This is a genomic window from Candidatus Omnitrophota bacterium (assembly GCA_028715965.1).
In the GTDB taxonomy this organism is placed as follows: domain Bacteria; phylum Omnitrophota; class Gorgyraeia; order Tantalellales; family Tantalellaceae; genus JAQUQS01.
On record JAQUQS010000005.1, the window covers coordinates 115,601 to 141,851 of the forward strand.

Consider the following 26,251-nt stretch of genomic DNA (forward strand, 5'->3'; position numbering starts at 1 on the left):
TTTTTATCTTTTACGTAAAAGAAGTTCACCACACATATCGGATACTTCATCTGGCCCTATCTCAGCCGCCCACTTGTAAGCATTGCCTAATCTTTCGATACACATCGGGTCACCGGAAACGGTTTCATGGAACACAACGTGCTCCTCGCCCCATGGCCGCCACCGGTTAGGTCCGGCTCCACGTGGGTCCTGCCGGAATATCGAGATCACCGGCACCCCCGAAGCCGCGGCCATATGCATGGGACCGGCGTCATTACCTATAAAAACAGTCGCGCGCGCCAGCAACGCCGCCAACATATCCAGGTCAAGGACCCCGGCCAGGTCGATCGCCCCGGGACCCGACATCTCTATTATTTCCCTGACATACGCCTTTTCATCTTCCGAGCCGAGCACAAGGATATCCATGCCGAATTTATCCTTTATCGACCTGATCAAACGAGCGAACTTTTCCGCCGGCCAGACCTTCGCGGGATTACTGCTGGAAACATGTATGGCCACGAATGGACCCTTCCCCCCTCCTGCCTTTTCCAGCGCCTTAAGCATACGCGCCGTACCTCTAGCAGTGGCCACCAAACGCGGAGAGATATTCCCCCCGTTATGGAAGCCTAAGGTCGCCAGTATATCCAGCGTATATTCAACTTCATGTTTCTGGCCCTTATCGCGTTCATCGGCGGTGGACCTGGTAAGCAAAAACCCCCATTTCCGGGAGAGTCCGGCCCTTACAGGTATGCCCGCCAGGAAACAACCGAGATGCAGCACCTTATGCGGGTTAAGCACTATCGCCGCGTCGAACTTCCTTTTCCGCAGCATACCCGCCAGCCTTACCGCTTCCCTGAACACATGGGAGCCGGGTTCAAAGACCATCACCTCTTGGAGGTCGGACCTGCTGTCCAAAAGCGGCTTTGAATAGCCCGAGGTAACGAACGAGACCAAAGCGCCCGGCTCAGCTCTTTTTACGGCATCGATAGATACCGTCGAAAGAAGCACTTCCCCTATTCGGTCTGTGCGAAATATTACTATTCTATCCATTATCGGGACACGGGTTCGAACGCGGCGTAAAGCGATACCTGAGAAGAGCTCTCAGGGCCGCTATCCCGTCACGCCAACCTATTTTTTTACCTTCCTTATAACCACGGCGGTCATAAGATATCGCCACTTCCATTATCCTGTATCCGTTCCTCAGGAGTTTAGCGGTGACTTCAGGCTCTACGTCAAACCTCTTGGATTCTATCTCCATGGCTTTCATGATATCGGAGCGCACGAGCTTATAACATGTTTCCATATCCGTGAGCCTGCCGCCGAACATGATGTTCGTCATGACCGTAAGGGCCCAGTTCACGAAAAAATGCGGGAAAGACGTTACCTTCCATGTCTTTTTAAAGCGCGAACCGTATACCGCCGGGGCTTGTTCCTTTTCGGCCACCTCAACCAGACCCTTGATGTCCGAGGGAGAATATTCCAGGTCGGCATCCTGCACCACGACATATGCCCCGGATGCGTGTCTTATCCCGGTACTGAGAGCCGCGCCCTTCCCCTGGTTCACGTCGTGATAGAACACCTTTATCCGTCCACTTCCTTCACCATATCTTTCCCTGAGCATTTCCCTGGTCCCATCCCGTGACGCGTCATCGACCAGGATCACCTCCTTGTCGAAATCCGCCGCTTCTACCCGCCGGATTATCTCAAGTATGGTATCCTTCTCGTTGTATACTGGCATGATAACGGATATTTTCATCTGGTCGTACCCGGTCTTTCCGCGTTAGCGCTGGTAAGAACACTTATAAGTCCCATCATCGCCCAGAACAGGATAGAAAGTCTTATCGTGTATAGCTGGGTGTCAAAAAAAGAATGCGCGAGAAAAGCCGACATCCCGCCGAAAAGGCCCAGCAATATACCGTTAGCCCGCGCTTTCAGCCCGTTAAAAGCCCTGGCCATAGCAACGCATATAAGCGCAAGGAATGATATTAATCCGGCAATACCTGTCTCGGCCAGGATCTGCACATAACAGTTGTGCGCGTACTGGTTACTATACATGGAGTGTTCCTGCAACCTGGCGGTAAAAGTGTTCAATCCGCATCCAATAACAGGAGAATCCTTTACCATCAAAAATCCGGCTTTCCATATATCAAGACGTCCGGCATCCCCACCCTTTATGGTCATGTACATCACCCTCTGGCTTATAGATGGGTCCAGCGATATCAGCGAAATGAACACGGCGAACGCCAAAAGCGCGAACAACATATGTCGCGTCCTCAGGAATACAAAGCTCAACAGCATTATCACCAGCACGACCGACACCCACGCGCCCCTTGAATAGGTAAATAGAAGGTCCAGGACCACAAGTATCTGGGACAAAGAAACCGCTACCCTGGCCCATATGTTCCTATATCGCAAAAATATCCCGACATTCACGAATAATATGACCGCCAGTAGTGCGGCGTAATCGTTATAGTGCCCGAAGGCGCCGCTGACGGCCTTAAAATCCCGGGCAGCTACGATAGCGTTACCTCTTATGAAGTCCGTGCCCGTCATTTTCTGTACTATACCGTCAATGGCCGCTACCGCACCCGCGACCGCCAGGGCTATGACCAGCTGTTCCGCCTTTTTTTTCGTCAGTATTAAACGCATCGCTAAAAGAACAGCTATGCCTTCGCCCCATTTACATATCCATGCTCTGGCTCCCTGCCCGAGATATTCACCACAGTTAACGAGAGATACGCCCATCACGATGAAAAAAAGCATGGCGAAGATCGCGATCCTGTCACGCAGAACGGCCTTGAGGAGTTCGGCGTCCTGCCTCACCATAAAAGCGGCATAGACCACTGATAGCAGTATTGCCAGTCCGGCGAACACTTCCACGCCGCTGTTAGTGAACGGGATGGATATGACCAGCCCGAAAAAAGATACCAGCGCCAGTCTATGCGCGTATGAGGGGACTACGTCCATGCTTGCGGAATTTCTCATGATCAGAACGCCCCCTTTCCCCTGAATACGGCCGGTATGGTCCATACGAGTATCTTCATATCGAGCATAAAAGACCAGTTATTTATGTACCACATATCCCATTTTACCCATCTGCGGAAACTGAGCTCGCTTCGACCACGTACTTGCGATAGCCCTGTCATGCCGGGACGGATAGAGAGCCTTTTCATCTGGTTGGAACTATATTTGTCCACTTCATCGCGTGTAGGCGGGCGTGGCCCTACAAGGCTCATCTCGCCTTTAAGCACATTTACAAGCTGCGGGAACTCGTCCAGGCTGTATTTTCTCAGGAAAGCGCCGAATTGTGTGACCCTGGGATCGTTGCGCATCTTGAATATCACCCCATCCGAGACCTCGTTCCTGTCCATAAGGTCCTCTTTTAACCCATCAGCCCCCTGGACCATCGACCTGAACTTGTAAAGATGGAAAATATTCCCTTTAAGTCCCACTCTCTCCTGCCTGTATATGACATTCCCCTTGGAATCCAGTTTTACCAGGAGCGCTATGATAGCGAACACGGGCATGAGCAGGATAAGCGCGCACAACGATACGACTATGTCGAAGAGCCTTTTCAGGAAGAACTGGCTCTTGTGTGGGACCCTCATCCTGTATGTTAGAAGAGGTACCAGCCCGATAAAATTGACCTCGTATATCTCAAGAGGCTCGTCGAGGTCGTTCGGCACGAGACGTACACCGATACCGTGTGTCCTGGCGTACCTTATAAGGTCTTTGACAGTTTCTTTTTCCGAAGGGATAGTGATGATTATCTCTTCGACAAAATACCTTTTGGCCACGGCCGGAAGATCGATTATCTTACCCAGAACGGGCGTGCCCGCGACAGGTCCTGCTACCCTGTCGTCAAGGAACCCTACCGTCCTTAATCCCAGCCACGGGGTTTTCCTCATTTCCGAGAGCACCATGTTCCCCGTCTTCCCCGCGCCGACCACGAGTACATTGATATTGTATCTTCCCTGCAATATGAGCCTTCTCAATACCAGGCGCTTTATGGAACGCCACCCTCCCAACAGCAGGAAGATCGCCATGTTGCTCGTAAGGAATACGCCCCTTGAAAAGAACTTGTATTGCGAAAAGAATATGACAGCCCCTATCAATATCCCGCTGAAGAACACACACTCGAAAACGTTCATCCATTCCTTAGGCATCGAAAGCGTTCTGTCGGTGGAATAAAGCGCTTTGCGTTCCAGGAAGAACACCAGGAAAATAGCCCAAAGCAGGAAAACGAACGAATACTCGGTAAGATACGGGGTGTATATATCCCTATCCGCGGCGAACGGCGGATTGTATTTCAGTAGATATGGCACATAGAAGCATACGGACATTATCACAAGGTCCGCAAAAACATAAAAAGCATGTATCTTTTTAACAGATCTCATCATTTCATAAACCCGTAACAGTTCAGCGGTTAACGAACTCGGTGACCGTTCCCACAATATAATCTATCTGTTCATTTGAAAGTTCCGCGTAAACAGGCAGGGAAAGCACCCTTTCCGCGGCCCGTTCCGAGTTCATAAGACTTCCTATGGAATACCCAAGCCCCCGGTAACACGGCTGCAGGTGAAGTGGTACGGGATAATATACCCGGGCGGCAATGCCTTTATCGTTTAGATAGCTCAAAAGCTCATTGCGGTCATCCAGGGCGATCGTATATTGGTGATACGTATGGATATTGCCTTCGGCCACCTTGGGGACAACAAGCCCCAATGGTCTGAAAGCGTTATTATACCGTTCCGCTATACTTCTCCTTTTCTCGAGCCATTCGTCAAGTTTCCGGAGCTTTACCCTCAATACGGCGGCCTGCAAACTGTCCAGCCTGGAGTTATACCCTATTTCCTCATGCACATAAAGCTCATTACTGCCGTGAACTCTCAGCCTTTTTATCCTGTCTATGATCCCCATATCCGACGAGACCACCATCCCGCCATCACCAAAAGCCCCAAGGTTCTTGCTGGGGAAAAAGCTCAGGCATCCGGTCTGGCCGAAACTGCCAGCTTTCCTGCCCTTATACACGGCTCCTATGGCCTGCGCGCAATCTTCCACGACCTTCAGCCCGTACCTCGACGCCAGGTCCATTATCCGGTCCATATCCGCGCACTGTCCGTACAGATGCACCGGTATGATAGCCTTTATCCTGGATCTTATGTGGTGGTCCGCGTTCTCTATGAGGTCCTCTATGCTTGCAGGATCTATGTTGTATGTCTCGGGATCGATATCCGCGAATAAGGGCCTGGCCCCTAGAAGCGATATGGATTCACTTGTGGCAAAGAACGTAAAGGGCGTGGTTATCACTATATCATCCGGCTTTATCCCGATCGCTTTAAGGGCCAGTATAAGCGCGTCTGTCCCCGAAGCTACCCCGGCCCCGAGAGAGGTCCCGCAATAAGCGGCTACCTCTGTCTCCAGGGAGCTCACCTCTTCCGACAGAACAAAGTACTGGCTTTCGACCACACGCCTCATTACTTCTTCCGCTTCGCTCCTTATGCTGTCATACTGTGCCTTTAGGTCCAATAATGGTACTTTCATATGTGGAACATCTCCTCTCATGTACAGATCGTCTATTATACGCTTCTAGGCCTGAACCACTCCAACGTCCTCTTCAGCCCTTCCTCAAGTGACACTTTCGGCTCCCATCCCAGCTCTTTGCCGGCCTTACTTATATCCGGCCTCCTGATCTTTGGATCGTTCTCCGGAAGAGGCTTGAAGATGATCCGGGATCCCGTTCCGGTTATTTCCTTGATCTTTTCGGCGAACTCCATTATGGAAAGTTCACGCGGGTTCCCGATATTCATGGGCCCACCGAGATCGGACACCATGAAACGCGTTATGCCCTCGACAAGGTCCGACACATAACAAAAACTTCTTGTCTGTCTGCCATCCCCGTATACTGTCATCGGCTCATTCCTCAAGGCCTGGCAGATAAGGTTGGGAACGACCCTTCCGTCGTCGAGCCTCATCCTTTCACCATATGTATTGAATATTCGGACTATCTTGGTATCCATACCATATTTCCTGCGATAGGCCGATGTCATGGCTTCCGAGAACCTTTTCGCCTCGTCATACACCGCGCGCGGCCCGACAGGGTTGACATTACCCCAGTATGTCTCCGGCTGCGGGTTGACCTCCGGGTCGCCGTATACTTCCGAAGTGGACGCCATAAAGAACGAAGCCCCCTTCTCCCGGGCCAGTTCCAGGCAGTTATACGTTCCAAAAGACCCGACCTTCAGCGTTTCTATCGGATATTCGATATAATCCACGGGGCTTGCCGGGGAGGCGAAATGCATCACGCGATCCACATTGCCCTCTATATCCAGGGCGGAAGATACATCCGCTTTCAGGAACACAAAACCCTTCTTGCCTTCCAAATGGGAAATGTTCTCCATCTTACCCGTAATGAGATTATCAACGCATATTACCCTGTTATTATCGCCCAGAAGCCTTTCGCAAAGATGCGACCCCAGAAAGCCCGCTCCTCCGGTGACCACTACATCCATCTTACCGCGCTCCTTCCCCATATGGGTTAAAACCCGTTCTTGGCGAACCAGTCAATGGTCTCCGCCAGCCCTTCTTCGAAACCCTTCAGCGGCGGAGCCCCAAGCACATCCTTCAGAAGCTCTATGGAGGCCATAGTATGATCGGCGTCCCCGGCCCGACGGGGGCCATGCACCGGCTCCGTATCTTTGCCCACCAGGTTCCCGATCTTCTTAGCTATATCCAGGATAGAATATCTTTCGCCCGATCCCACGTTGAACACCTTCCCGGAAACACCTTCCCGGGTGGACGCTATGATATTCGCCCTGGCCACATCCGAAACATATACGAAATCCCTCGTCTGGTCGCCCTCGCCGTCTATGACACATGGCAGGCCGTCAAGGACCCTGGCGATAAAAGTGGGTATCACGGCGGAATACCTGGAAGCTATGTTCTGCCTGGGACCGAACACGTTGAAGTACCTGAGCATGACCGTATCAAGTCCCATGACATTTGAGAACATCCTGCAGTAATATTCCCCGGCTATCTTACTGGCCGCGTAAGGCGATATAGGATCCAAAGCCGTCCCTTCTCCTTGCGGCAAGTCCGTTGAATTCCCGTACACGGAGCTCGATGAAGCGAAGACGAATCTTTCAACACCCGCCTTCCGCGACGCCTGAAGCAAGTTCAACGTCCCGGCAACGTTTATGTCGTTGACCTCCAGCGGGTTCTCTACACTACCTGCCACGCTGAGATAAGCGGCCTGGTGTATCACATGGCCCACACCGGTCACCGCCTCACTTACGGCACCCTTATCGCGTACATCCCCGAGGATGAACTCTATGTCCCCCAGGAAACGTTCGATGTTCTCTTTCTTCCCCGTCGACAGGTCATCCAGCACTTTTACCTTATGCCCGTCCGCCAGGAGCAACTCCACTATGGTCGACCCTATGAACCCGGCACCTCCGGTAACAAGATATTTTGCCATTTTCCCCCGGTTCAAAGTCTTACGATATTATCGGACTTTATCTTAAGCCGCGCGAATATATTCCTTGTATCGAAAATGATACCGGAATCCCTGACCACCAGGCGATAGTCAACATCCGTATGGTCCGTTACCACCACGGCCATATCCTGGGCTTTCAGCGTCTTCTTGTCGAGCTTAACGGACTGGCGGCATGAACCCTTTATACTGACCTCTGGTATGAACGGGTCGTGGTATACCACTTCGGCCTTTTTCCTGATAAGTATTTCCATTATATCCAGGGCCGGAGAATCCCTCAGGTCGTTCACGTCCTTCTTATAGGCGACCCCCAGCAGCATTATCTTAGCTCCCGACACGGACCTTCCCAGGATGCCCTCTATCCTCTCGACTATATGTTTAGGCACGTTCCTGTTGACCTGCGCCGCCAAGTCTATCATTTTCGTCTCGAAACCTACCTTGCGGGCTTTCCATGAAAGGTATATGGGATCAGCCGGTATGCAATGTCCCCCTATCCCGGGACCTGGGTAAAAAGGCATGAACCCGAAAGGTTTCGTGGCCGCCGCGTTTATCACTTCCCATACGTCTATCCCCAGTTTGTTACATAAACTGGCGAACTCGTTTATTAAACCTATATTTACTATGCGGAACGTATTCTCCAAGAGTTTGGTCACTTCAGCCGCGTCCGTCGAGGAAACGCTCACTACCTGTTTTATCACGTTGCTGTACAGCATCTCTCCCAGTTCCGTCCCCTCCTTCGTACATCCGCCTATGACCTTGGGTATATTGCGGAAGTTGAACTTCGGGTTGCCCGGATCTATCCTTTCGGGTGAGAACGCGAGAAAGAAATCATCCCCCAGTTTCAATCCGGACCGCTGTAATATGGGCAGGATGACCTCTCTGGTCGTCCCGGGATATGTCGTGCTCTCGAATATAACTAGCTGCCCATGCCTTATTTTGTCTTTCATCGTCTTACTGATCTTGATTATGAAAGAAAGATCGGGTTTATGTGTCTTCCCTAACGGCGTAGGGACACATATGATAACGGCATCCGCCCTGTTAAGCGCGTTGGTGTCCTCCGTCGGGACGAACATGCCACTGGTTGTGGCCGCGGCTATCTCCGAGGAAGATATGTCATTTATGTAGGACCTGTTCTTCTTCAGCTGCTGCACCCTGGCGCGATCCGTATCCAGCCCATAGACCATGAAACCCTTACGGCTGAACCCAAGCGCTATAGGAAGGCCGACATAACCCAGGCCAGCTACGGTTATAACCGCTTTTTTCTCTTTTATTTTCCTCTTTAATGTCTTATATATACTCATGACATCCTTTTCCATATAAGGTGTGAATATTATAATAATTATTAATTGGTAATTTCCCAGCGATTATATCATATAGCCTTGTTTACCGCAATAGCCCGGGTTAACATGCCGATGTGGGAGCGTATCTCAACGAAATACGGGAAGATGCGTTTTTAGTCTTCCGAGTCCGTGCCGGGTTCAAGCCGCCCCGGAGAGCGTTTGGAGAAGGACCTGCTGAGACCGAGTTGCAGGTCGGGAAAAGCCTTTATTTTGAAAGCCAGCCATAGCGTGAACTCATCACGGAAGAAACGGCTTCCTTCCACGTCGTATACGAACTCAACTTCCCAGCAATGAAGGTCCCTGGTAATGGATATCTGCTGTTCCTGTATATTTCCCCGCTGAAGGTCTATTCTCTCATAAAGCCCCAGCCTCCATTTAGGGTTAAGCTGATATATTATATCGAAGGTGAACTGGTTCCTGGGATCAGACAGCCTTTTTTCATACCTGTACCCCATGCTGACGCTCAAGGCATCTATCGGCCGTACCACAGCCTCTATGCTGCCTTTTTTGACAGCTTCGTTCTCGGGGGTCACTTCAAGTTCGCTATCTATGAACATCCACCGGTAAGGTTTGAGCTCCAGGTCGAATTTCAGGTTACGGAAGACCCCCTCGTCCAGATGACTGCCGTCATCTTTGGAGCTCCATGTTCCTTTCTTGAACCTGTAAAAATAATCGGTACTGACAGTAGCCCTCACAAGATCAACGCTCTCAGTGCCACCATCCTCGTTCTCCCACTTGGTCTGCAGTTTATTCTCAAGAAGGAGCGTGATACCATTCTCTTTTTCCAGGGCGTCCTTATCATCCATCTGGAAAAGCTCTTCCCTGTCGATCGACGGCTGATGCGTATGGAAATATTTCACTCCCGGCGCGAATATATGCCTTAGCCCGTTCACTTCTATTCCCATTACGTTGGTCGTAATGTTGAAGACCTTGTAGAAACGGGCGAACACGTCGACCCCACCGCTTACCACGCTCCTGGCCACAGCCTCGTCAGATTCATCCCCGCGCTGCGTATGGCCGTATATCGTTTCCCTGAAGGAACCGTAAGGATTGATGGCCAGCGGCCCTATTTTAGCCATATAAGAAAGTTTATGCACGGTATCGAGCCGGTAGACGCCCTGGGACGGGATATCAAGGTCCTCGGCGAAGGCCTTCTCGAAATATGTAGTGCTGGTCTCCGAGCTATAATATAACGGCGTATCCCATAAGCTCTGGTCAAGCACCGCCAGTTTGAACTCCGGCAGTTTCTGAGTGACGGTATAAAAATCGTTGAAACGCTTGTTAGCGGAAAAACTGAACACGTAATTCTCTTCAGCATTAACAATGGATACGTAGTTCTCCGTGGAGTTGTTCTCCTCGTATTCGTTATAGAAATAATCTTTGAGGAAATTAGGGTCGCTGAATTTATTGAATTCCAGCATGCCGACCGTGCCCGGCTTGAACTCTACCCTATGCCTCCACAGGAAACGTTTGCGAAGCGTAGGTTCGTCCCCTTCATCCCGGAAAGGCGTCGGATCATACGTGCCTTTATCGTTCTGGTGAACGAAATATGCCCTGAAAAGCCCGCTACCCAGGCCTACAAGACCTATATCCTCAGCGTTGTAATAAAGGTCCACCCCTTCGGCAAACCCTTTTTTACTCCTGTAATCAGCCAGTATATCTATCCTTGTGTTCTTGACAAGATAGAACCTCCAGGCCGTAAGAAGGAAATAACCCCAGTCGGAACTGCGGCCGGGGATAAGCTGCACTTTTGCCCTGCTCTGTATTATCGGATGGTAGTAATATGGGAACCACAGTACGGGAACTTTCCCGATGTACCCTTTCACGTTCTTCGCCACGACCTTATCATCGGGATAAAGACTGATGCTGTCGGCTTTTAACCTGAAATGGGGTTCGTCGAGGTCACATGTGGTCACATATCCGCGCCTCAACACATATTCGTTATCTTCGACCTTGGCGGTCTCTTCCGCCTTACCGAACCACGGGAAGGCGTCCACCTCTCCACCGACGATCTCTCCTTTTTCCTGGGTAAAATCATATTGGATATGCTCACCCTCAAGGACCCCGTCCGGGTGTTCGATCCTTACGTTGCCGTCGCATAGCGCTTTTTTCCCGATGGTATCCACTTCTATCCTGTCACAGGTCAGCGTAACGTCACCGTATTTTATGGAAACGTTACCTTCCGCGACTATCTTACCTTCACCCTCGAAATATTCGACCTCGTCACCATCTACGACTATAGGCTGGCCGGCCTTTAGTTCGGCCTTGCTGAACGTTTGGGCATGCCCCATGCCTGGGTAAAGGACTACGCTCAGGAGGGACATCACCATTATCAGCGCGATCGTCCGTTTTTTCAATTACTCACCTTTCCCTGAAAGTTGGTTTTCTTGACGCGATTTTACACCCACAGTATAACATAACCTCTTGGGAATATGCAACAACCTGCGTACATGTAATGGCTCACGGGGTGCACACCTCGTTCCGTCCGCGTTTTTTAGCCTTATAAAGCGCCGTGTCCGCTTTCTCGATAAGAAGCTCCATGGTATCGCCATCCTCCGGGTAAGTGGACACGCCGACACTTACCGTCATTTTCATCCCGATATCGAACGCCTTTATGGTCTTGGCCTCAACAGACCTGCGCAGACGTTGAGCTACCGATACGGCAAGGCTCTTCGATGTTTCCGGGAGCATGATACAGAATTCCTCGCCGCCATAACGGCATATCATGTCGACTTCCCGCACCGACCTGTTAAGTCTATCAGCGATCTTCTTAAGCACAGCGTCGCCCACAAGGTGGCCATGCTTGTCGTTACAGTTCTTGAAATGGTCCACGTCCACCATCGCTATGGAAAAGGTCAACCCGAGACGACGGGCCCTGTCAAGTTCCTCGTTGAACCTCTCCATCAAATACCTCCGGAGGTACACTCCCGTCAAACCGTCAATAACGGAAAGCGTCTCCACCTCCTCGTACAGTTCGACCTTCCTGAACTCAAGGGCGATCTGGGATATAAGGATACGGAACCGGCCGTAACTGGACTTGGAGGCGCCCTCTATCGCCAAAAGCGCCAGAAGCCGGCTGCCCAGGAAAAGCGGGAACGCCATGAAAGTCCCCGAACGTATGCGCAGCTTACCGAAAAGCTCCTCCGCCTCTTCTCTCGCCATGAAGAACGGCTTATATTCTCTCTCCTTTACGTGGCCGGCCAGCGCGGAATAATCCAGGATGTTCTTCTCGTCCTGGAAATACTTGTCATCCCCCGCGCTTTTAGACGTACTCCTTGTCATCTCATGATCCTGGAACGTCAGAAGATGTATATGTTCGAAATTAAAGTTGTCCTCGATGAAGTTAAAAAGCGCGTCCAGCATTTCCTCGAACTTAAGCGCCGGAGCAAGTCTTTTAGTTATCTCGTAAAGCCTGGATATCCTGCCCAGCTCGTTCTCTATCTTCGCCCCACGCCGGTCTATGGATTCCAGCTCATTGATCATGCTGTTGTACTTTCGCTGGCGTTTCAATATATCCGTATCGCAATATTCTATGGATATCCTGTGGTAATACCTCAAGAGATACGCTGATCCCGTGACTATCAGCAACATGAGGGTTATGACCACGACGTCGACCGGGTTAAGGGCCCTGCTATAACAATAGAACACCAAAAGCGCCAGGGTCGCCGCCATCATAACGGCTATCCCCTTGAGCCGGGCTACAAAAGGGGCCAGGACAAAAACAAGCGGCAGGACAAAAAGGACCAGATACTCATCCCCGTGCGGGAACTTATAGAATATCCAGCTCAACACTATGAGCGCCAGGGTGACCGCGTAAAGGACAAATGGTTTTACTCTGAGCATACCCTGTCCTTCCCCTTTGCCTTGGCATCATACAAACGTCTATCCGCTTCCCATATAAGGTCATCTTTAAGCTTGGCGTCATCAGGAAGCACGGATATCCCTATGGAGACCGTAACGTACCATTCCTCACGGCGGAGAACTACCGGAGTGTTCTTTATATCTTCCCGGATCTCGTTCGCCAGCTTGACCGCTCCTTCCCTGTCGCAATTAAGAACGACCATGACGAACTCCTCGCCCCCGTACCGCGCCACGATATCTCCGGCCGATATCTTGCTCGACAGTATCCTGCCCACGTTCTTAAGCACGATATCTCCCGACATGTGGCCATGCTTATCATTGAACTTCTTGAAATTATCGATATCGATCATCATGAGCGCGAATTTTATATCGCTCCGAAGCGCCCTTTTGACCTCTTCCCCTAACCTTTCCATGAAATACCTGTGCACATAGAGCCCCGTCAAACTATCCTTGATGGCAAGTTCCTGTGTCTGGTAGAAAAGACGCGCGTTCTCCAACGCGACCGCGGCCAGTTCCCCTATAATATCCAGTATTCTGAGCTCATGCTGCCCGAACGCCTCGATCTCATCCGAATCCACGCGCAATATACCAAGAACATCGTTCTTCACCATCAGAGGCTTGATAATGATCGATATCGCGTCATCCCCGGAGCCTTCCTCTTCCACAGAGAACCTGAAATCCTTATTGACATCTTTCACCAACAGGCTCTTGGCGTTCTTTATCACCCACCTGTCGAAAATATCGCCCTTTTTGTTGCCGAAATGTTTTCTTCCCAACGCCTTCGAGGAAAAAGACAGGTTCAGCTCCCCCTTTACGGGGTCAAGTATGAACAGAAGAACGCGTTTACCTTCACCAAAAGCGTCAAGCGTCTCCTCGGTCACTATCTTGATTATCTCTTCGTAAGAAAGCGTCAGGCTGAGCCGGTCGGCTATGTTCTTAAGCCTCAATAACCCTTCCATCTTCTTGCCCATGGCCGATATTTCTTTTGCCCTGTTCTTCATGTGGTCGCGTATCAGATTGACATCTTCACGTATCTTCTCCGTCCTTACGGTATGCTCTTGCGAGGACATATTGGTGCGGCGGTATATATAATAACCGATGAAACTGTTGACGGAGAAAATGGCGATGAGCAGGGTATAATACGGCGTGCTCAGGTCCATCAGGACGCCGTAGAGGAATATTATGGCCACCAGAAAGGACAATAACCCGCCGATAACCCCCGACAGGCCCCAGAAAAGCATGACGACAAGGCTTAGGAGCACCATTAGCGCTATGCCAATGAACTCCAGGTGCTGTATATGTGTCCCGAAAAAAGACCCGAATTTACTGATAAATAGGAGCAACGCCACATAAAATACTGTGGACAGCCCTATAAGCAGGTTCCTTTTTGTAGAAGGGTTCATGAAAGGAATCCAAAAAAATCAAACAATGGTTTTTTCCGTCGTCTTATCAAAAAAATGTATCTTGCTCATATCGAAGACAACATCCATATCCTCGTTCATCTGGGGATTAGCGTCTCCGGACATGCGCGCCACGATCACATGCTTACCGGTGTTCATATGTATATAGACTTCCGAGCCCATATGCTCTACCACTTCGCATGTCATCGTGACTATGTTCTCCGGAGGGGTCTCCGAAACAAAGAGCTTGTTATAGATATCCTCGCTCCTTATGCCCATTATCACACGTCTATCGATATGACCAGCGACAGCGTCATACATGCTTTCGACCATCTTCACCCGGAAGTTTCCTTCATCAAAGTAGAGTTTACCGTCCTTCTTTATTATCTTACCTTCCATGAAGTTCATGGGCGGCGCGCCTATGAAGCTGGCTACGGATTTGTTCACGGGCGAATTGTATACGTTCGTAGGGGTATCTATCTGCTGTATAAGCCCGTCTTTCATGACCACTATCCTGTCCCCAAGCGTCATGGCTTCGGTCTGGTCATGTGTTACATATATCATCGTCGACTGTAGCCTTATATGTAACCGGCGCAGTTCCGTCCTCATCTGCACCCTGAGCTTTGCGTCAAGATTGCTGAGCGGTTCATCGAAAAGAAAAGCCAGCGGCTTCCGTACTATCGCCCTGCCCACGGCCACTCTCTGACGCTGCCCACCCGACAGCTCGTTCGGGCGCCGGTTCAAGAGGGATTCAAGACCAAGTATGCCGGCCGCTTCCTTGACCCGGGCGTCTATCTCGTGTTTGGGGTACTTCCTAAGTTTGAGCCCGAAGGCCATATTCTCAGATACGGTCATGTGCGGGTACAGGGCATAGTTCTGGAATACCATCGCGATATCCCTGTCCTTGGGAGGGATATTATTTACTTTCCGGTTACCAATGAAGATATCACCGGAAGTCATGGTCTCAAGACCCGCTATCAGCCTTAAAGTGGTGGATTTTCCGCATCCCGAAGGTCCAACGAGGACTATAAATTCCTTGTTCTCCACCCCGAAGCTTACGTCGTTAACGGCTTTTACTCCACCCGGGAATTCCTTTACGACATTAGTCAGGCTTACCTGTGCCATATTACTGCCCTTTACACATTTAAAAAGGAAGATAATTTCACTTTTGTATACACTATCCTGCCATAATTGTCAATAAATATAGTTGGCGTATACGCCATCTCAAGTCCCCAAAAGCCTTAGCCCTTCGAGACCTTCTTTTTCGCGACACCCGTCCTGTCGAAATATTCCATTATGGAGTATAACCGGCCCTTGAGGTCCTTCCTGTGTACTATCATGTCGATAAGGCCGTGATCGAGCAGGAACTCCGAACTCTGGAACCCTTCCGGCAGGTCCTGCTTTATGGTCTGCTGTATAACACGCGGTCCGGTAAAACCTATCAGGGCCTGGGGCTCGGCAAGGATTATATCCCCCAAAGACGCGAAACTTGCCATTACTCCCGCCATGGTAGGATTAGTAAGTACTGATATGAAAAGCCCGCCCTTGCGATTAAGCCGGTCAAGAGCGGCACTTGTTTTGGCCATCTGCATCAGGGAAAGCATCCCCTCATACATCCTGGCCCCGCCGCCGGACCCCGATACTATCACCAGCGGGATATCATCCTTCGTGGCAAGCTCTATTATCCTGGCTATCTTCTCCCCGACCACCGACCCCATGGACCCCATCAGGAACCTGCAGTCCGTAATACCAAGCGCTATCCTTTTTCCGTTCAGGAGGGCCTCCCCTACTACAGCCGCTTCCTTAAGCCCGGTGGTCTTCTGGTCCCTTTTGATCTTGCCGGGATAATCGCTAGGGCCCTTGAACTTTAACGGGTCCCTGCTCTGCATATCCCTGTAATACTCCTTGAACGTCCCGGCATCGGCAACGACATCTATACGTTCATAAGCTCCTAACCTGAAATGGTGATCGCATTTGGGGCAAACCTTGTGGTTATCGTTCAGGGTCTTCTTGTAAAGCATTTCCCCGCAGTCCGGGCATTTGGTCCATAATCCGCCGGGGATCTCTTTCTTTTTCTTGCCACCGAACATCGGTTTCTTAGAGAAAAATACCATTATTCTCCCCTTCTCCCTGCTTTTCAGAACTTATTTATGACCAGTCCGGTCAATAACTTCGGGTAAAAATAAGTGGATTTTTGCGGCATCATCTCCCCAAGCTCGGCCACATCCCTTAATTGCCATACCGGGGTCGGGTTCAATATAAATGCCACATCGTACTTTTCGTCCGTCACAAGAGATACCGCGTCCTCGGCGTCCCGTAAATAAGTGATATTGCCTTCCACGCTCTTGATCGACAGTATTTTTTCAAGCACCGCGGAATGAAGCACGCTCACATCAAGCTTTTTCCATTGAGGGCTCTTGTCCTGACCGATAAGTTCTTCCAGCGCGCGTACATCCTTTGGGGTCAGGAAATAAAGACCGTCCGCCAGCACGACCCCGAAACAGTGGTCCTTCCCTGACCGGCCCAGAAGACCTGTAAGTTCTTCCAGATCGCCGCACGGGGTAACGTCGAAATACGTTCTTAGCTTTCCCTCTATATCGTCCCGCTTTGTCGGAGAAACGGACCTTACCGCTCGATGTGTGGCCAATACGGTCAGGTTCTCACTGTCGGCCATGTCCGTGAAATATACCATGACATGGTCCGCGCTGCCATCATAACCCGCCTCTTTCCTGCGGATATCACGATAGGTCCTCGCCACTTCATACCGGTGGTGTCCATCTGCTATGAACAGTTTCCTGTCCGAAAGGATAGATCGTATCCTGTTCTTCCCCTCATCCGACGAAAGGCGCCAAAGCTCGTTCTTGACCCCCTCGGAAATGGCCTCCACCTCCGGGGTCCCGGCGCCAGCGCAACCCTCAAGGATATCCCTGATCTCTCCGGTATCGTCGTTATACAACGCGAATATGGGGCTCAGGTTCGCCCGGACCTCTTTTATGAGGTTAAGCCTGTCCTCCTTGGGTTTTGTAAGCGTGTATTCATGTGGCAGGAGGTTATCTTTGCCCTTATCACCTATTTTGAGCAGTCCGATAAAACCCAAACGCCTGCATTTTCGCCCTTTTATCTCGTATTCCTGGGAATAAACATACAAGCACTCGCTATCATCCCTTTTCAATATCTCTTTTTCCTGCCATTCCCTGAGCAGACGGCCGGCCCTCTTGTATTTATTGTCCGTGTCCCCGTCACCCTGCTCGTCCTTTCCGAGAATAAGCCTGACCACATTATAGTCACTGGCGGCATACAGGTCTTTCTGCATTCCCGGCGGGATAACATCATATGGCGGGGCCATTACACCGGACATATCCCCACCTATATTATATTTATTATATAAGAGGCCCTTAAAAGGCTTGATCTCTGTCATATGTCTATCCTTAATGATAATATGCTCTTCCAGTCCACAAAAAACACCGGAGAACAGCCCGGTTTAATCAGAATAAAATACCATATCCACGATACAATATCAATGCAAATAAACGATTTCGGGGTCGATCACTCCGTACCGTTGGCCGGGCACCCTTTACACCCGTCGGATGTCCCGCATTTAGGCGTTTTGCCCGTAGTACCGGAAGGTTTTCCCGTAGGTTTATAATCGGTCTGGTAGAAACCTTTCCCCTTGAAGATGATCCCTGATCCAGGGGATACAAGTCTTTTGGCCTTACCCCCGCAATCCGGGCAGGTCTTGACCGGCTCATCGGTCATACTCTGGAATTTCTCGAAATGGCCACCGCATTTTTCACATTCATACTCATATGTAGGCATACATCTCCTTACATGGTGTTCCCATTAGCGTTATTTCTCGAATATATCTTTAACCTTGTCCACAAAGCTTTTTTTCTCCCCGGACTTAGGGACTTCCTTATTAGAGTCCAGTTTTCTCAACAACTCCTTCTCTTCCTTTGTAAGCGTTACCGGCACCTTTATAAGGACTTTGACCAACTGGTCCCCCCTGCCTTTGCCGTCAAGCTTACTGACCCCTTTGCCTTTTATCCTGAACACCTCTCCGTTCTGTGTCCCCGCCGGTATTTGCAGCTTTTCGTTCCCGTCAATGCCGGGCACCTCTATCTCCCCGCCCAACGCGAGGCGCGGGAAGGTCACCGGAGCGGCGTACAGGATATCGTATCCCTTACGCCCGAACGTATCGTCCTCCCTGACGGTTATATGCACATAGATATCCCCATGTTCCCCGCCGTTAGTCCCGGCCTCTCCTTCTCCCGCCAGACGTATTCGCATGCCGGAGTCTATTCCCGCGGGTATATCGACCTTTATCTTCTTGGTCACTTCCTCAAGTCCTTTTCCATGACAAACCGGACACGGGTCCTTGATGACCTTACCTGTCCCCCCACAGCCCGGGCACGCGCTCATTATGCTTATGAAGCCTCCTGACTGCCTTATCCTGCCCGATCCGCCGCACCTGGAACAAGTGGTCTTCTTCGAGCCCTTTTTTGCTCCCGTACCACCGCATTCCCCGCAGTTCTCGTATTTCCGCACTTTTATCTCTTTATTGGCCCCGTGTACCGCTTCCATGAAATCAAGCCCCAGTGAAAACTCCAGGTCTCTTCCCCTCATGGGCCCGTTATAGGCCGTTCCCGACCCGAAGCCGAACATATTCTCGAATATATCCCCGAATCCGCCACCGAAGACCTGGCTGAAGATATCTGAAGCGTCGTGGAACCCGCTGAAACCTCCGTTCTCGAAAGCCCCTGCCCCGAACCGGTCATACCTGTGTCTTTTGTCCGGATCGGAAAGCACCTCATAGGCATGGGATATCTCCTTGAACTTCTCCTCGGCTTCCTTATTGCCGGGATTCTTGTCCGGATGATATTTAAGCGCGAGCTTTCTGTACGCGCTCTTTATCTCGGCAGCGGAAGCTTCTCTCGAGACCTCCAGCACACCATAATAATCTTCTGTCATGAATACCTCTGCCAAACACAAAGGGGCAACCTTCGACCATCGCGTCGGGAAGTTGCCCCCGCTGTTAACGATCAACTATCACTTGTTCTCTTTATCGTCGTTCACTTTATAATCGGCGTCAACCACATCCTCTTTCTTGTCACCCGAGGCGTCTTCCGCTCCCTGGGCGGACGGACCTCCCTGGGCCTGCGCCTGTGCCTGCGCGTCCTTGTATATCTTCTCGGATATCTTATGGCTCGCCTGCATGAGCTCTTCCTGGGCTTTTTTCATCGTTTCCGCGCTGTCGGACGTGAGTGCTTGACGGGCTTTTTCCACTGCCTCAGCCACCTTTTTCTTCTCGTCCTCGGACACTTTGTCCCCATACTCTTTTACCGCTTTTTCCACGCTGTATATAAGCGAGTCCAGCTGGTTCCGGGCCTCTATGAGCTCCTTCTTCTTCTTGTCCTCTTCCTCATGCGATTTGGCGTCCTGTTTCATCTTTTCTATTTCCTCTTTTGACAATCCGCTGGAAGATTCTATGCGTATCGACTGTTCTTTTCCCGTCGCCTTGTCTTTAGCCGAAACATGCACTATACCGTTAGCGTCTATATCAAAAGTCACTTCGATCTGGGGTATACCACGCGGAGCCGGAGGGATATCCGTAAGGTCAAAACGCCCGAGCGTCCTATTCCCTGAAGCCATTTCCCTTTCCCCCTGGAGCACGTGTATGGAGACCGCCGGCTGGTTATCCGCGGCGGTCGAGAACACCTGGCTCTTTTTGGTCGGGATAGTGGTATTCCTCTCTATGAGCTTTGTCATCACTCCGCCTAGCGTCTCTATCCCCAGCGAAAGCGGGGTCACGTCCAGGAGCACCACATCTGAAAGTCCTTCCGCGCCCTGCAGGATGCCTCCCTGTATAGCGGCGCCTATAGCGACCACTTCATCCGGGTTGACCCCCTTGTGGGGCTCCTTACCGAATATCTCCTTGACCACCTGCTGCACCCTGGGCATACGTGTCTGACCACCCACCAGGATTATCTCGTCTATATCCCCAGCGGAATAACCCGCGTCCTTAAGCGCCTGGTTACACGGTTTTTTCGTGCGTTCGACCAGGTCATCCACAAGTTGTTCCAGCTTGGACCTGGTAAGTGCCATCGTAAGGTGCTTTGGCCCGCTGGCGTCCGCGGTCACGAAAGGCAGGTTTATCTCGGTCTGCATATTGGACGAGAGTTCGCATTTCGCTTTTTCGGCGGCCTCTTTAAGCCTCTGGAGCGCCATTTTATCTTTCCGGAGATCAATACCGTTCTCTTTCCTGAACTCCTCGGCTATCCAGTCGATTATCATCTGGTCGAAATTATCCCCACCCAGATGCGTATCCCCGTTGGTGGCTTTTACCTCGAACACACCGTCCCCTACGTCCAGTATGGATATATCGAACGTACCGCCGCCAAGGTCGTAGATTGCTATCTTCTCGTTCTTCTTACTATCAAGGCCATACGCCAGGCTGGCCGCTGTCGGCTCGTTTATTATCCTGAGCACCTTGAGCCCGGCTATCTCGCCGGCGTCCTTCGTGGCCTGCCGTTGTGAATCATTGAAATACGCGGGCACCGTAATGACCGCTTCCGTGACCTTCTCTCCCAGATAATCCTCCGCCGTCTGTTTCATTTTCTGGAGGATCATCGCGGATATCTCGGGCGGTGAATAATTCTTGCCCTGGGCCACTACTACCACATTGCCCTTACCGTCCTCGCCCACCTTGTACGGAATAAGCTTTTCCTCTTCCGCCACTTCCGAATGTTTTCTCCCCATGAAACGTTTTATACTGAATACCGTGTTGTCCGAATTTGTCACAGCCTGGCGCTTCGCGGGCTGGCCGACGAGCTTTTCTCCCGACTTGGCGAATCCGACCACGCTGGGCGTTGTATTCGTGCCTTCCGCGTTAGGTATGACTTTGGGCTCCTTGCCTTCCATTATCGCGACGCACGAGTTCGTCGTCCCGAGATCTATTCCTATGACCTTACCCATGACCCCCTCCTTTTTAGCTATTTATTGCCGTTCTTGATCTTCATCCGGTGTATTACCGCTACGCCACTCACTCAGTATCGTTCCTGGCGACCTTTACCTGCGCGGGCCTCAAAAGCCTCCCGTTAAGCATATATCCGGCCCTTACTTCCTCTACGATCGTATTATCCTTTATTTCGACCGAATCGACCATTGCCACGGCCTCATGCAGGTTCGGATCGAACTGCTGACCGTGGGTATCGATCTTCCGCACACCGTTATCCTCAAGCACCCTGTGGAACTCTTTCTGGATGATCTTTATCCCCTCCATAACGGATGACTTTTCCGGGGCGCTCTCCATGGCATTGAACGCAAGATCGAAATTATCCATTATGGGAACGAGCTGGGAAATGATCATCTCATTCGCGAATTTTACCTGGTCGTTCTTATCCTTCTCAAGACGCCGGCGCGTATTCTCGTATTCCGCGTGCACCTTCAGCCATTTATCATGGAAACTGTCGCGTTCTTCCGCTTTTTTCCTGAGCGTTTCCATCTCTTCACCTGTAATATGGATGTCCCCGCCGCTCATATCCCCGTCTTTCTTGACCTCTTCGTCTTTGTGTCCTTTCATCTCAACCTCTCTCAAGGGTTACGAGTTCTTTGATCTTCGAGCTTATCTGTTCCGCCAGAAAGTTCACCGTGCTTATCGCCCGGGAATAATCCATGCGTGTGGAACCGATAACACCGATCCTGCCTATGGTACTACCGTTCAGGGAATATCCGGCGGTTATGAAACTGCAATCCTCCAGGTCACGACAGCTTGTCTCCTGCCCTATATATATCCTGACCCCTCCATAAGGAAGCTCCCCCATCATCAGCCGTGTTATCTCCCTTTTTTCCGAGAACGCGTGCAGGAGCCTGCGGACCATATTGATCCCTTCCTCTCCGTGCCCGAACACCAGGTGGTCCAACCCCTCCCAGTATATCTCGTTCTGTATGTTCTGCTCTATGATGTTGTCTATCACCCCCAGCGAAGCCTTAGCGTGATCCAGCAGTTCCGGTCCCGGCCCCGCCATGATAAGCCTGTTGAGATCGGCGTATATGCTCTGCATCGAAGCGGCCTCATACCTGTTGTTGATATATTCCGCGATCTTCACCAGTTCCGCTTTTTCGATATCCCTGTCCAGTTTTATCATGTAGTTCTTCACATCGTTGGACATGGTCACCAAAACCGCCATCACGGTCTCGGCCCTCACCTTTACTAACTGCATATGCTTAAGATACTCAGCCTCTATGGTCGGCCACATGACAACTCCCGCGCCGTTAAGCTCGTGGCTGATAAGATACGACGTCTTGTGGATTATATCGTTTATGCTGCGTATGCGGATATCGTATTCCGCCGCGAGCCTCCTGGCTTCCTTCTGTTCCATCCGTATAGAGCCTTTTATCCCGTCGACAAAAGACCTGTACCCTCTGGGTGTGGGTACGCGGCCGGCGGAAGTATGCGGCTGCTCTATATACCCTTCCTCCTCAAGTTCAGACATGATGTTCCTTACGGTCGCTGAGGACACACTGCCGCCCATGCGTTCCGAGACCAGCCTTGAACTTACCGGCACCGCGGTCTCTATGAATTCCCGCACAATATGGTCAAGCACCACTATCTTCCTGAGCTCTTTGGATGATCTGTTCATATTTTGGCCTTGGTCTATTACGCTAACAATGCTTAGCACTCTACTCATCTGAGTGCTAAATTATATCATTTCAGCGCGTATTGTCAAGTGGAAATATACGACAAGAATGGATCTGGTAAAGGATATGACCCCGTTATGCGCGTCCCGACTTCAGGCGTTTGAATACCGCGTCCCGGGCGGACCTGGGCAGACGCGCGGAAATGAACACCCCCTCGTCCCGATATTCTTCTTTTCTCACGATGCCTTTAGACCTTACATATCTTACGATATCCTGGTATTTATGCGGCAGGAGCAACTCAATATCCTCCATCTCCGCCTGGATAAGTCCGACAAGGGCGTCTTCCAATTGTTCAAGTCCTTCTTTTTTTAGCGCCGATATGACCAACGTCCCGCTCATATCCTTTTTTATTCTTTCCCTGCGCTCGGGACCCACTTTATCCATCTTATTCAACACCGTGATCACGGGCTTATCCCCCGCCCCTATCTCCTCCAGCACGCTCATCACCGAACGTTCGTGCTCCTCCAGCATATCCGTGCTCATGTCAATCACATGAAAAAGCACATCCGCGTCCATGACCTCTTCCAGCGTAGCCTTGAAACTCTCAATAAGGTCATGCGGCAGCTCGTTCAGGAACCCTACAGTATCGGATATGAGCACGACCTGATTGTTGGGCAATATGAGCTTCCGTACGGTCGGGTCGAGCGTGCTGAAAAGCTGGTCCTTCGCCTTCACCGAAGAACCCGCCAGGGCGTTGAACAGTGTCGACTTACCTGAATTGGTATACCCGACAAGCGCGGCCCTTATCATCGAGAATTTTTCACGCTGCATGCTCCGGAGTTTCCTCTTCTTGGACACGTCCTTTAGCTTTCTCTTGAGGACAGAGATCCTCTCCCTCACCTTACGGCGGTCCACTTCCAGCTGTGTTTCGCCCGGCCCCCTTGTCCCTACACCCCCTCCCAACCTCGAAAAATGTACCCATAGACCGCTAAGTCTAGGCAGGAGATACTCCAACTGAGCGAGTTCCACCTGAAGTTTGCCTTCGTTCGACCTGGCGCGTCTGGCGAAAATATCCAGTATAAGCTGCGTCCGATCTATCGTCTTGACCCCCATGGCCTCTTCCAGGTTCCTCTGCTGGGATGGCGATAGTTCATTGTTGAAAAGTACCACATTGGCACCGGCTTCCCTCACATCCTCGGCTATTTCGTGGACTTTCCCCTTACCTATGAAAAAAGTCGGGGTCACCTGCTTCCGCCTGGCAATAATGGACCCTAATATCTTTAACCCGGCGGCTTCAGCGAGGTTCTCAAGCTCTTCCTGCCTGTCATCGGCCTTCCAGAATCCCTTGCCATCCTCGTCCACTGTGACCAGGAACGCTTTTTCTTTTTTAGCGGTGATCTTTTCCGGCCCGAATGACATGTTACCTCTTTTTCCCGCCATTTCTCTCGACGACCGCTTCAAGGATAATACCCGCCGCACCGGACGGCCCGGCGTTGACCATATCTATCCACTGTACGCGACTATCGGCCCTGAACCATGTAAGCTGCCGTTTGGCATACCTTCGTGTATTCATCTTAAGAAGCTCTTTGGCCTCGTTAACGGATATCTCGCCTTTTATATATGCCCCGATCTCTTTAATACCCAGGGCCTTGGACGCCGACATGCTAAGGTCCCGCTTTATAAGTGCCTCGACCTCAGCAACGACCCGGTCGGCGAACATACGCTCTACCGTATCCTCGATCCGTCGATAAAGCGTCTCCCTGGGCCAGCTCAGGGCAAATTGCAGGCAATCGTATTCCCCGCTCAGGCCCTTTGTGTCCTTCTGGTTCTCGGACAGGCTGCGTCCGGTAAGCTCATATACTTCCAGCGCCCTCACCAGGCGCTTCTTGTCGTTGGGATGGATATGCCCCGCGGCTACGGGATCGACCTTTTTCAGCTCGTCATGAAGGTGTTTTGTCCCTTTCTCCAGGGCGAGAGCCGCCAGCCCTTCCCTTAAAGCCTCATCCTTGGGTGGTGACGGGAATATCCCGTCTATAAGCGACCTTATATACAGCCCGGTCCCGCCGGCGAATACCGGTACCACTTCCCTGGACAAGATATCACGCGTGATCCTCCCCGCCTCCTCGACAAAACGCGCGGCGCTGAACTCCTCTTCCGGCGGCACTTCTCCCACCAGGTGATGCCTGACGCGGGAAAGGGCGCCACTATCCGGCGCCTGCGTGATAACACTCATTCCTTCATACACCTGCATGGAATCGGCAGAAATGATCTCACCCGGGAGCGACATGGCAAGTTCCAGTGCCACGGCGCTTTTGCCGGACGATGTGGGACCGACTATGAATACAAGTAAAGGTCTGGTCATATCTGTTCAGCGGTCTCCGGGGAAGAGACCATATCGGGATCATCTGACAAAACTTCCCCTTTAAGCGTGTTAGGGCTGGCGCCCTTTATCCTGACACGAAGCACCTGCCCGACAAGATCCGCGCCACCGGGAAAGACACACGGGATATTCGCCCGGGTCCTGCCCATTAATTCTTTTTCGGACATGCGGCTGGGCCCTTCCACAAGCACTTCCTGTTCGGTACCTATAAGCGCCTTGTTCTTGGCCTGCGATATTTTCTTTTGAACGGCAAGAAGCGCGGTGTTCCTTTCCTTCTTCACGTCTTCGGGGACATCATCCATAAGAAAGGATGATACCGCGGGCGGACGCGGGGAATATTTGAAGATAAAAGCCGAATTGAACCCGACCTCCTCCATGGCCTTTTCCGTAGCCTTGAAATCCTTTTCCTTTTCCGACGGGAACCCGACGATAAGGTCAGTACTTATACCGGCATCGGGAATGGCACCTCGCAACATATCCACCTTTTTCCTGTAATCGTCATAGGAATACCCGCGATTCATCAGGTCCAGCATCCGGTCCGAACCGGATTGCAGGGGAAGATGTATGTGCTCGCATACCTTTTCCAGGTCCCGCATCGCCCTGAAAAGCCTCGATCCGGCGTCTTTCGGGTGGCTTGTCGTGAACCTTACACGCTCTATGCCCTTCACTCCATTGACGGCTTCCAGTATCTCCGGGAAATCCACTTTCTGCGTCTGTCCCTTCCCATAGGAATTAACGTTCTGCCCCAGAAGCGTTATTTCCTTGAACCCTTTATCGGCAAGAAGTTTTACCTCCTTGACTATATCTTTCTTAGGCCTGGACACCTCACGTCCACGCACATGGGGAACTATACAATACGAACAAAAGTTGTCGCACCCGTACATGATGTTCACGAACGCCGACAAGACCCCGGCACGGTATTCGGTGTCCGCGCCTTTTTTCGGCCTGCGAACCGTCTTGACGGCCAGCACCCTGTCCTGCCCGAACGAACTCTCGATAAGCTCGGGGATATCGTATATATTGTTCGGCCCGGCCAGGATATCTATAGCGGGCTGTTCCTTAAAGAGAAGCTCCCCATGCCGTTCCGCCATACACCCGACAACGCCTATTTTAAGATCGGGTTTCTTCTTTTTCATATGCGCCAGCTTTTGCACGTTACCGA

Annotated in this window: 22 protein-coding genes; all 22 read right to left on the bottom strand. The window is 51.2% G+C overall.

From position 1 onward, the window contains the following. Nucleotides 1-3: 3 nt before the first annotated feature. The gene (locus tag PHH49_04140; protein ID MDD5488139.1) at nt 4-1,029 is read right to left on the bottom strand and encodes a glycosyltransferase family 9 protein; all 1,026 of its coding nucleotides are present in this window, start codon (nt 1,027-1,029) and stop codon (nt 4-6) included. Continuing rightward, nucleotides 1,022-1,735 carry a glycosyltransferase family 2 protein gene (locus PHH49_04145; GenBank protein ID MDD5488140.1) on the bottom strand — a complete coding sequence of 238 codons (714 nt, stop codon included), beginning with the start codon at nt 1,733-1,735 and terminating at the stop codon, nt 1,022-1,024. Before PHH49_04145 ends, PHH49_04140 begins: the two co-directional genes overlap by 8 nt. Then, nucleotides 1,732-2,964, bottom strand: coding sequence for an O-antigen ligase family protein (locus PHH49_04150; GenBank protein ID MDD5488141.1), 1,233 nt, complete (start codon nt 2,962-2,964; stop codon nt 1,732-1,734). Before PHH49_04150 ends, PHH49_04145 begins: the two co-directional genes overlap by 4 nt. Before the next feature lie 2 nt (nt 2,965-2,966). Next, entirely contained in the window at nt 2,967-4,376 is a 1,410-nt protein-coding gene (locus PHH49_04155; protein MDD5488142.1) for a sugar transferase, read from the bottom strand. 22 nt (nt 4,377-4,398) lie between these two features. Further along, nucleotides 4,399-5,523, bottom strand: a complete 1,125-nt coding sequence (locus tag PHH49_04160; protein ID MDD5488143.1) for a DegT/DnrJ/EryC1/StrS family aminotransferase — start codon at nt 5,521-5,523, stop codon at nt 4,399-4,401. 35 nt (nt 5,524-5,558) lie between these two features. Further along, nucleotides 5,559-6,491: an SDR family oxidoreductase gene (locus PHH49_04165; GenBank protein MDD5488144.1), complete on the bottom strand. Its 933-nt coding sequence runs from the start codon at nt 6,489-6,491 to the stop codon at nt 5,559-5,561. 26 nt (nt 6,492-6,517) lie between these two features. Then, nucleotides 6,518-7,456 (bottom strand): SDR family oxidoreductase, encoded by a 939-nt coding sequence (locus PHH49_04170; protein MDD5488145.1) that lies wholly within the window; start codon nt 7,454-7,456, stop codon nt 6,518-6,520. 11 nt (nt 7,457-7,467) lie between these two features. After that, on the bottom strand, nt 7,468-8,772 hold the full coding sequence (locus tag PHH49_04175) for a nucleotide sugar dehydrogenase (protein MDD5488146.1): 1,305 nt from the start codon (nt 8,770-8,772) through the stop codon (nt 7,468-7,470). Between the two features lie 152 nt (nt 8,773-8,924). Further along, the gene (lptD, locus tag PHH49_04180; GenBank protein ID MDD5488147.1) at nt 8,925-11,168 is read right to left on the bottom strand and encodes an LPS assembly protein LptD; all 2,244 of its coding nucleotides are present in this window, start codon (nt 11,166-11,168) and stop codon (nt 8,925-8,927) included. A 103-nt stretch (nt 11,169-11,271) separates the two neighbouring features. Next, entirely contained in the window at nt 11,272-12,654 is a 1,383-nt protein-coding gene (locus tag PHH49_04185; protein MDD5488148.1) for a GGDEF domain-containing protein, read from the bottom strand. Then, nucleotides 12,642-14,075 (bottom strand): diguanylate cyclase, encoded by a 1,434-nt coding sequence (locus tag PHH49_04190; GenBank protein ID MDD5488149.1) that lies wholly within the window; start codon nt 14,073-14,075, stop codon nt 12,642-12,644. The genes PHH49_04185 and PHH49_04190 overlap by 13 nt, the downstream gene beginning before the upstream one ends. Before the next feature lie 18 nt (nt 14,076-14,093). After that, the gene (gene ugpC / locus PHH49_04195) at nt 14,094-15,197 is read right to left on the bottom strand and encodes a sn-glycerol-3-phosphate ABC transporter ATP-binding protein UgpC (GenBank protein ID MDD5488150.1); all 1,104 of its coding nucleotides are present in this window, start codon (nt 15,195-15,197) and stop codon (nt 14,094-14,096) included. A gap of 116 nt (nt 15,198-15,313) precedes the next feature. Beyond that, nucleotides 15,314-16,186 (bottom strand): acetyl-CoA carboxylase, carboxyltransferase subunit beta, encoded by an 873-nt coding sequence (gene accD, locus PHH49_04200; GenBank protein MDD5488151.1) that lies wholly within the window; start codon nt 16,184-16,186, stop codon nt 15,314-15,316. A 23-nt stretch (nt 16,187-16,209) separates the two neighbouring features. Next, the gene (locus PHH49_04205) at nt 16,210-17,490 is read right to left on the bottom strand and encodes a DUF1015 domain-containing protein (protein ID MDD5488152.1); all 1,281 of its coding nucleotides are present in this window, start codon (nt 17,488-17,490) and stop codon (nt 16,210-16,212) included. 128 nt (nt 17,491-17,618) lie between these two features. Further along, a complete protein-coding gene (locus PHH49_04210; GenBank protein MDD5488153.1) occupies nt 17,619-17,888 on the bottom strand; it encodes a zinc ribbon domain-containing protein in 270 nt (89 codons plus the stop codon). Between the two features lie 30 nt (nt 17,889-17,918). Then, the gene (gene dnaJ / locus PHH49_04215; protein ID MDD5488154.1) at nt 17,919-19,040 is read right to left on the bottom strand and encodes a molecular chaperone DnaJ; all 1,122 of its coding nucleotides are present in this window, start codon (nt 19,038-19,040) and stop codon (nt 17,919-17,921) included. A 78-nt stretch (nt 19,041-19,118) separates the two neighbouring features. Beyond that, nucleotides 19,119-21,044 (bottom strand): molecular chaperone DnaK, encoded by a 1,926-nt coding sequence (dnaK, locus tag PHH49_04220; GenBank protein MDD5488155.1) that lies wholly within the window; start codon nt 21,042-21,044, stop codon nt 19,119-19,121. Between the two features lie 67 nt (nt 21,045-21,111). Continuing rightward, nucleotides 21,112-21,651 (bottom strand): nucleotide exchange factor GrpE, encoded by a 540-nt coding sequence (locus tag PHH49_04225; GenBank protein MDD5488156.1) that lies wholly within the window; start codon nt 21,649-21,651, stop codon nt 21,112-21,114. Between the two features lies 1 nt (nt 21,652). Further along, nucleotides 21,653-22,711: a heat-inducible transcriptional repressor HrcA gene (gene hrcA / locus PHH49_04230; GenBank protein MDD5488157.1), complete on the bottom strand. Its 1,059-nt coding sequence runs from the start codon at nt 22,709-22,711 to the stop codon at nt 21,653-21,655. Nucleotides 22,712-22,844: 133 nt separating this feature from the next. Then, nucleotides 22,845-24,149 carry a GTPase HflX gene (hflX, locus tag PHH49_04235; protein MDD5488158.1) on the bottom strand — a complete coding sequence of 435 codons (1,305 nt, stop codon included), beginning with the start codon at nt 24,147-24,149 and terminating at the stop codon, nt 22,845-22,847. Continuing rightward, complete coding sequence (miaA, locus tag PHH49_04240; protein ID MDD5488159.1) at nt 24,130-25,071, bottom strand: tRNA (adenosine(37)-N6)-dimethylallyltransferase MiaA; 942 nt, start codon at nt 25,069-25,071, stop codon at nt 24,130-24,132. Before miaA ends, hflX begins: the two co-directional genes overlap by 20 nt. Beyond that, nucleotides 25,068-26,251 (bottom strand): tRNA (N6-isopentenyl adenosine(37)-C2)-methylthiotransferase MiaB (gene miaB / locus PHH49_04245; protein ID MDD5488160.1); only part of this gene is annotated, 1,184 nt, incomplete at its 5' end. The genes miaA and miaB, both read right to left, overlap by 4 nt.

Excerpts from the sequence above, each read along its gene's own strand:
- PHH49_04140 (MDD5488139.1), bottom strand. The coding sequence starts at position 1,029 with ATGGATAGAATAGTAATATTTCGCACAGACCGAATAGGGGAAGTGCTT.
- PHH49_04145 (MDD5488140.1), bottom strand. The coding sequence starts at position 1,735 with ATGAAAATATCCGTTATCATGCCAGTATACAACGAGAAGGATACCATA.
- PHH49_04150 (MDD5488141.1), bottom strand. The coding sequence starts at position 2,964 with ATGAGAAATTCCGCAAGCATGGACGTAGTCCCCTCATACGCGCATAGA.
- PHH49_04155 (MDD5488142.1), bottom strand. The coding sequence starts at position 4,376 with ATGAGATCTGTTAAAAAGATACATGCTTTTTATGTTTTTGCGGACCTT.
- PHH49_04160 (MDD5488143.1), bottom strand. The coding sequence starts at position 5,523 with ATGAAAGTACCATTATTGGACCTAAAGGCACAGTATGACAGCATAAGG.
- PHH49_04165 (MDD5488144.1), bottom strand. The coding sequence starts at position 6,491 with ATGGATGTAGTGGTCACCGGAGGAGCGGGCTTTCTGGGGTCGCATCTT.
- PHH49_04170 (MDD5488145.1), bottom strand. The coding sequence starts at position 7,456 with ATGGCAAAATATCTTGTTACCGGAGGTGCCGGGTTCATAGGGTCGACC.
- PHH49_04175 (MDD5488146.1), bottom strand. The coding sequence starts at position 8,772 with ATGAGTATATATAAGACATTAAAGAGGAAAATAAAAGAGAAAAAAGCG.
- PHH49_04185 (MDD5488148.1), bottom strand. The coding sequence starts at position 12,654 with ATGCTCAGAGTAAAACCATTTGTCCTTTACGCGGTCACCCTGGCGCTC.
- PHH49_04190 (MDD5488149.1), bottom strand. The coding sequence starts at position 14,075 with ATGAACCCTTCTACAAAAAGGAACCTGCTTATAGGGCTGTCCACAGTA.
- ugpC (MDD5488150.1), bottom strand. The coding sequence starts at position 15,197 with ATGGCACAGGTAAGCCTGACTAATGTCGTAAAGGAATTCCCGGGTGGA.
- accD (MDD5488151.1), bottom strand. The coding sequence starts at position 16,186 with ATGGTATTTTTCTCTAAGAAACCGATGTTCGGTGGCAAGAAAAAGAAA.
- PHH49_04205 (MDD5488152.1), bottom strand. The coding sequence starts at position 17,490 with ATGACAGAGATCAAGCCTTTTAAGGGCCTCTTATATAATAAATATAAT.
- PHH49_04210 (MDD5488153.1), bottom strand. The coding sequence starts at position 17,888 with ATGCCTACATATGAGTATGAATGTGAAAAATGCGGTGGCCATTTCGAG.
- dnaJ (MDD5488154.1), bottom strand. The coding sequence starts at position 19,040 with ATGACAGAAGATTATTATGGTGTGCTGGAGGTCTCGAGAGAAGCTTCC.
- dnaK (MDD5488155.1), bottom strand. The coding sequence starts at position 21,044 with ATGGGTAAGGTCATAGGAATAGATCTCGGGACGACGAACTCGTGCGTC.
- PHH49_04225 (MDD5488156.1), bottom strand. The coding sequence starts at position 21,651 with ATGAAAGGACACAAAGACGAAGAGGTCAAGAAAGACGGGGATATGAGC.
- hrcA (MDD5488157.1), bottom strand. The coding sequence starts at position 22,711 with ATGAACAGATCATCCAAAGAGCTCAGGAAGATAGTGGTGCTTGACCAT.
- hflX (MDD5488158.1), bottom strand. The coding sequence starts at position 24,149 with ATGGCGGGAAAAAGAGGTAACATGTCATTCGGGCCGGAAAAGATCACC.
- miaA (MDD5488159.1), bottom strand. The coding sequence starts at position 25,071 with ATGACCAGACCTTTACTTGTATTCATAGTCGGTCCCACATCGTCCGGC.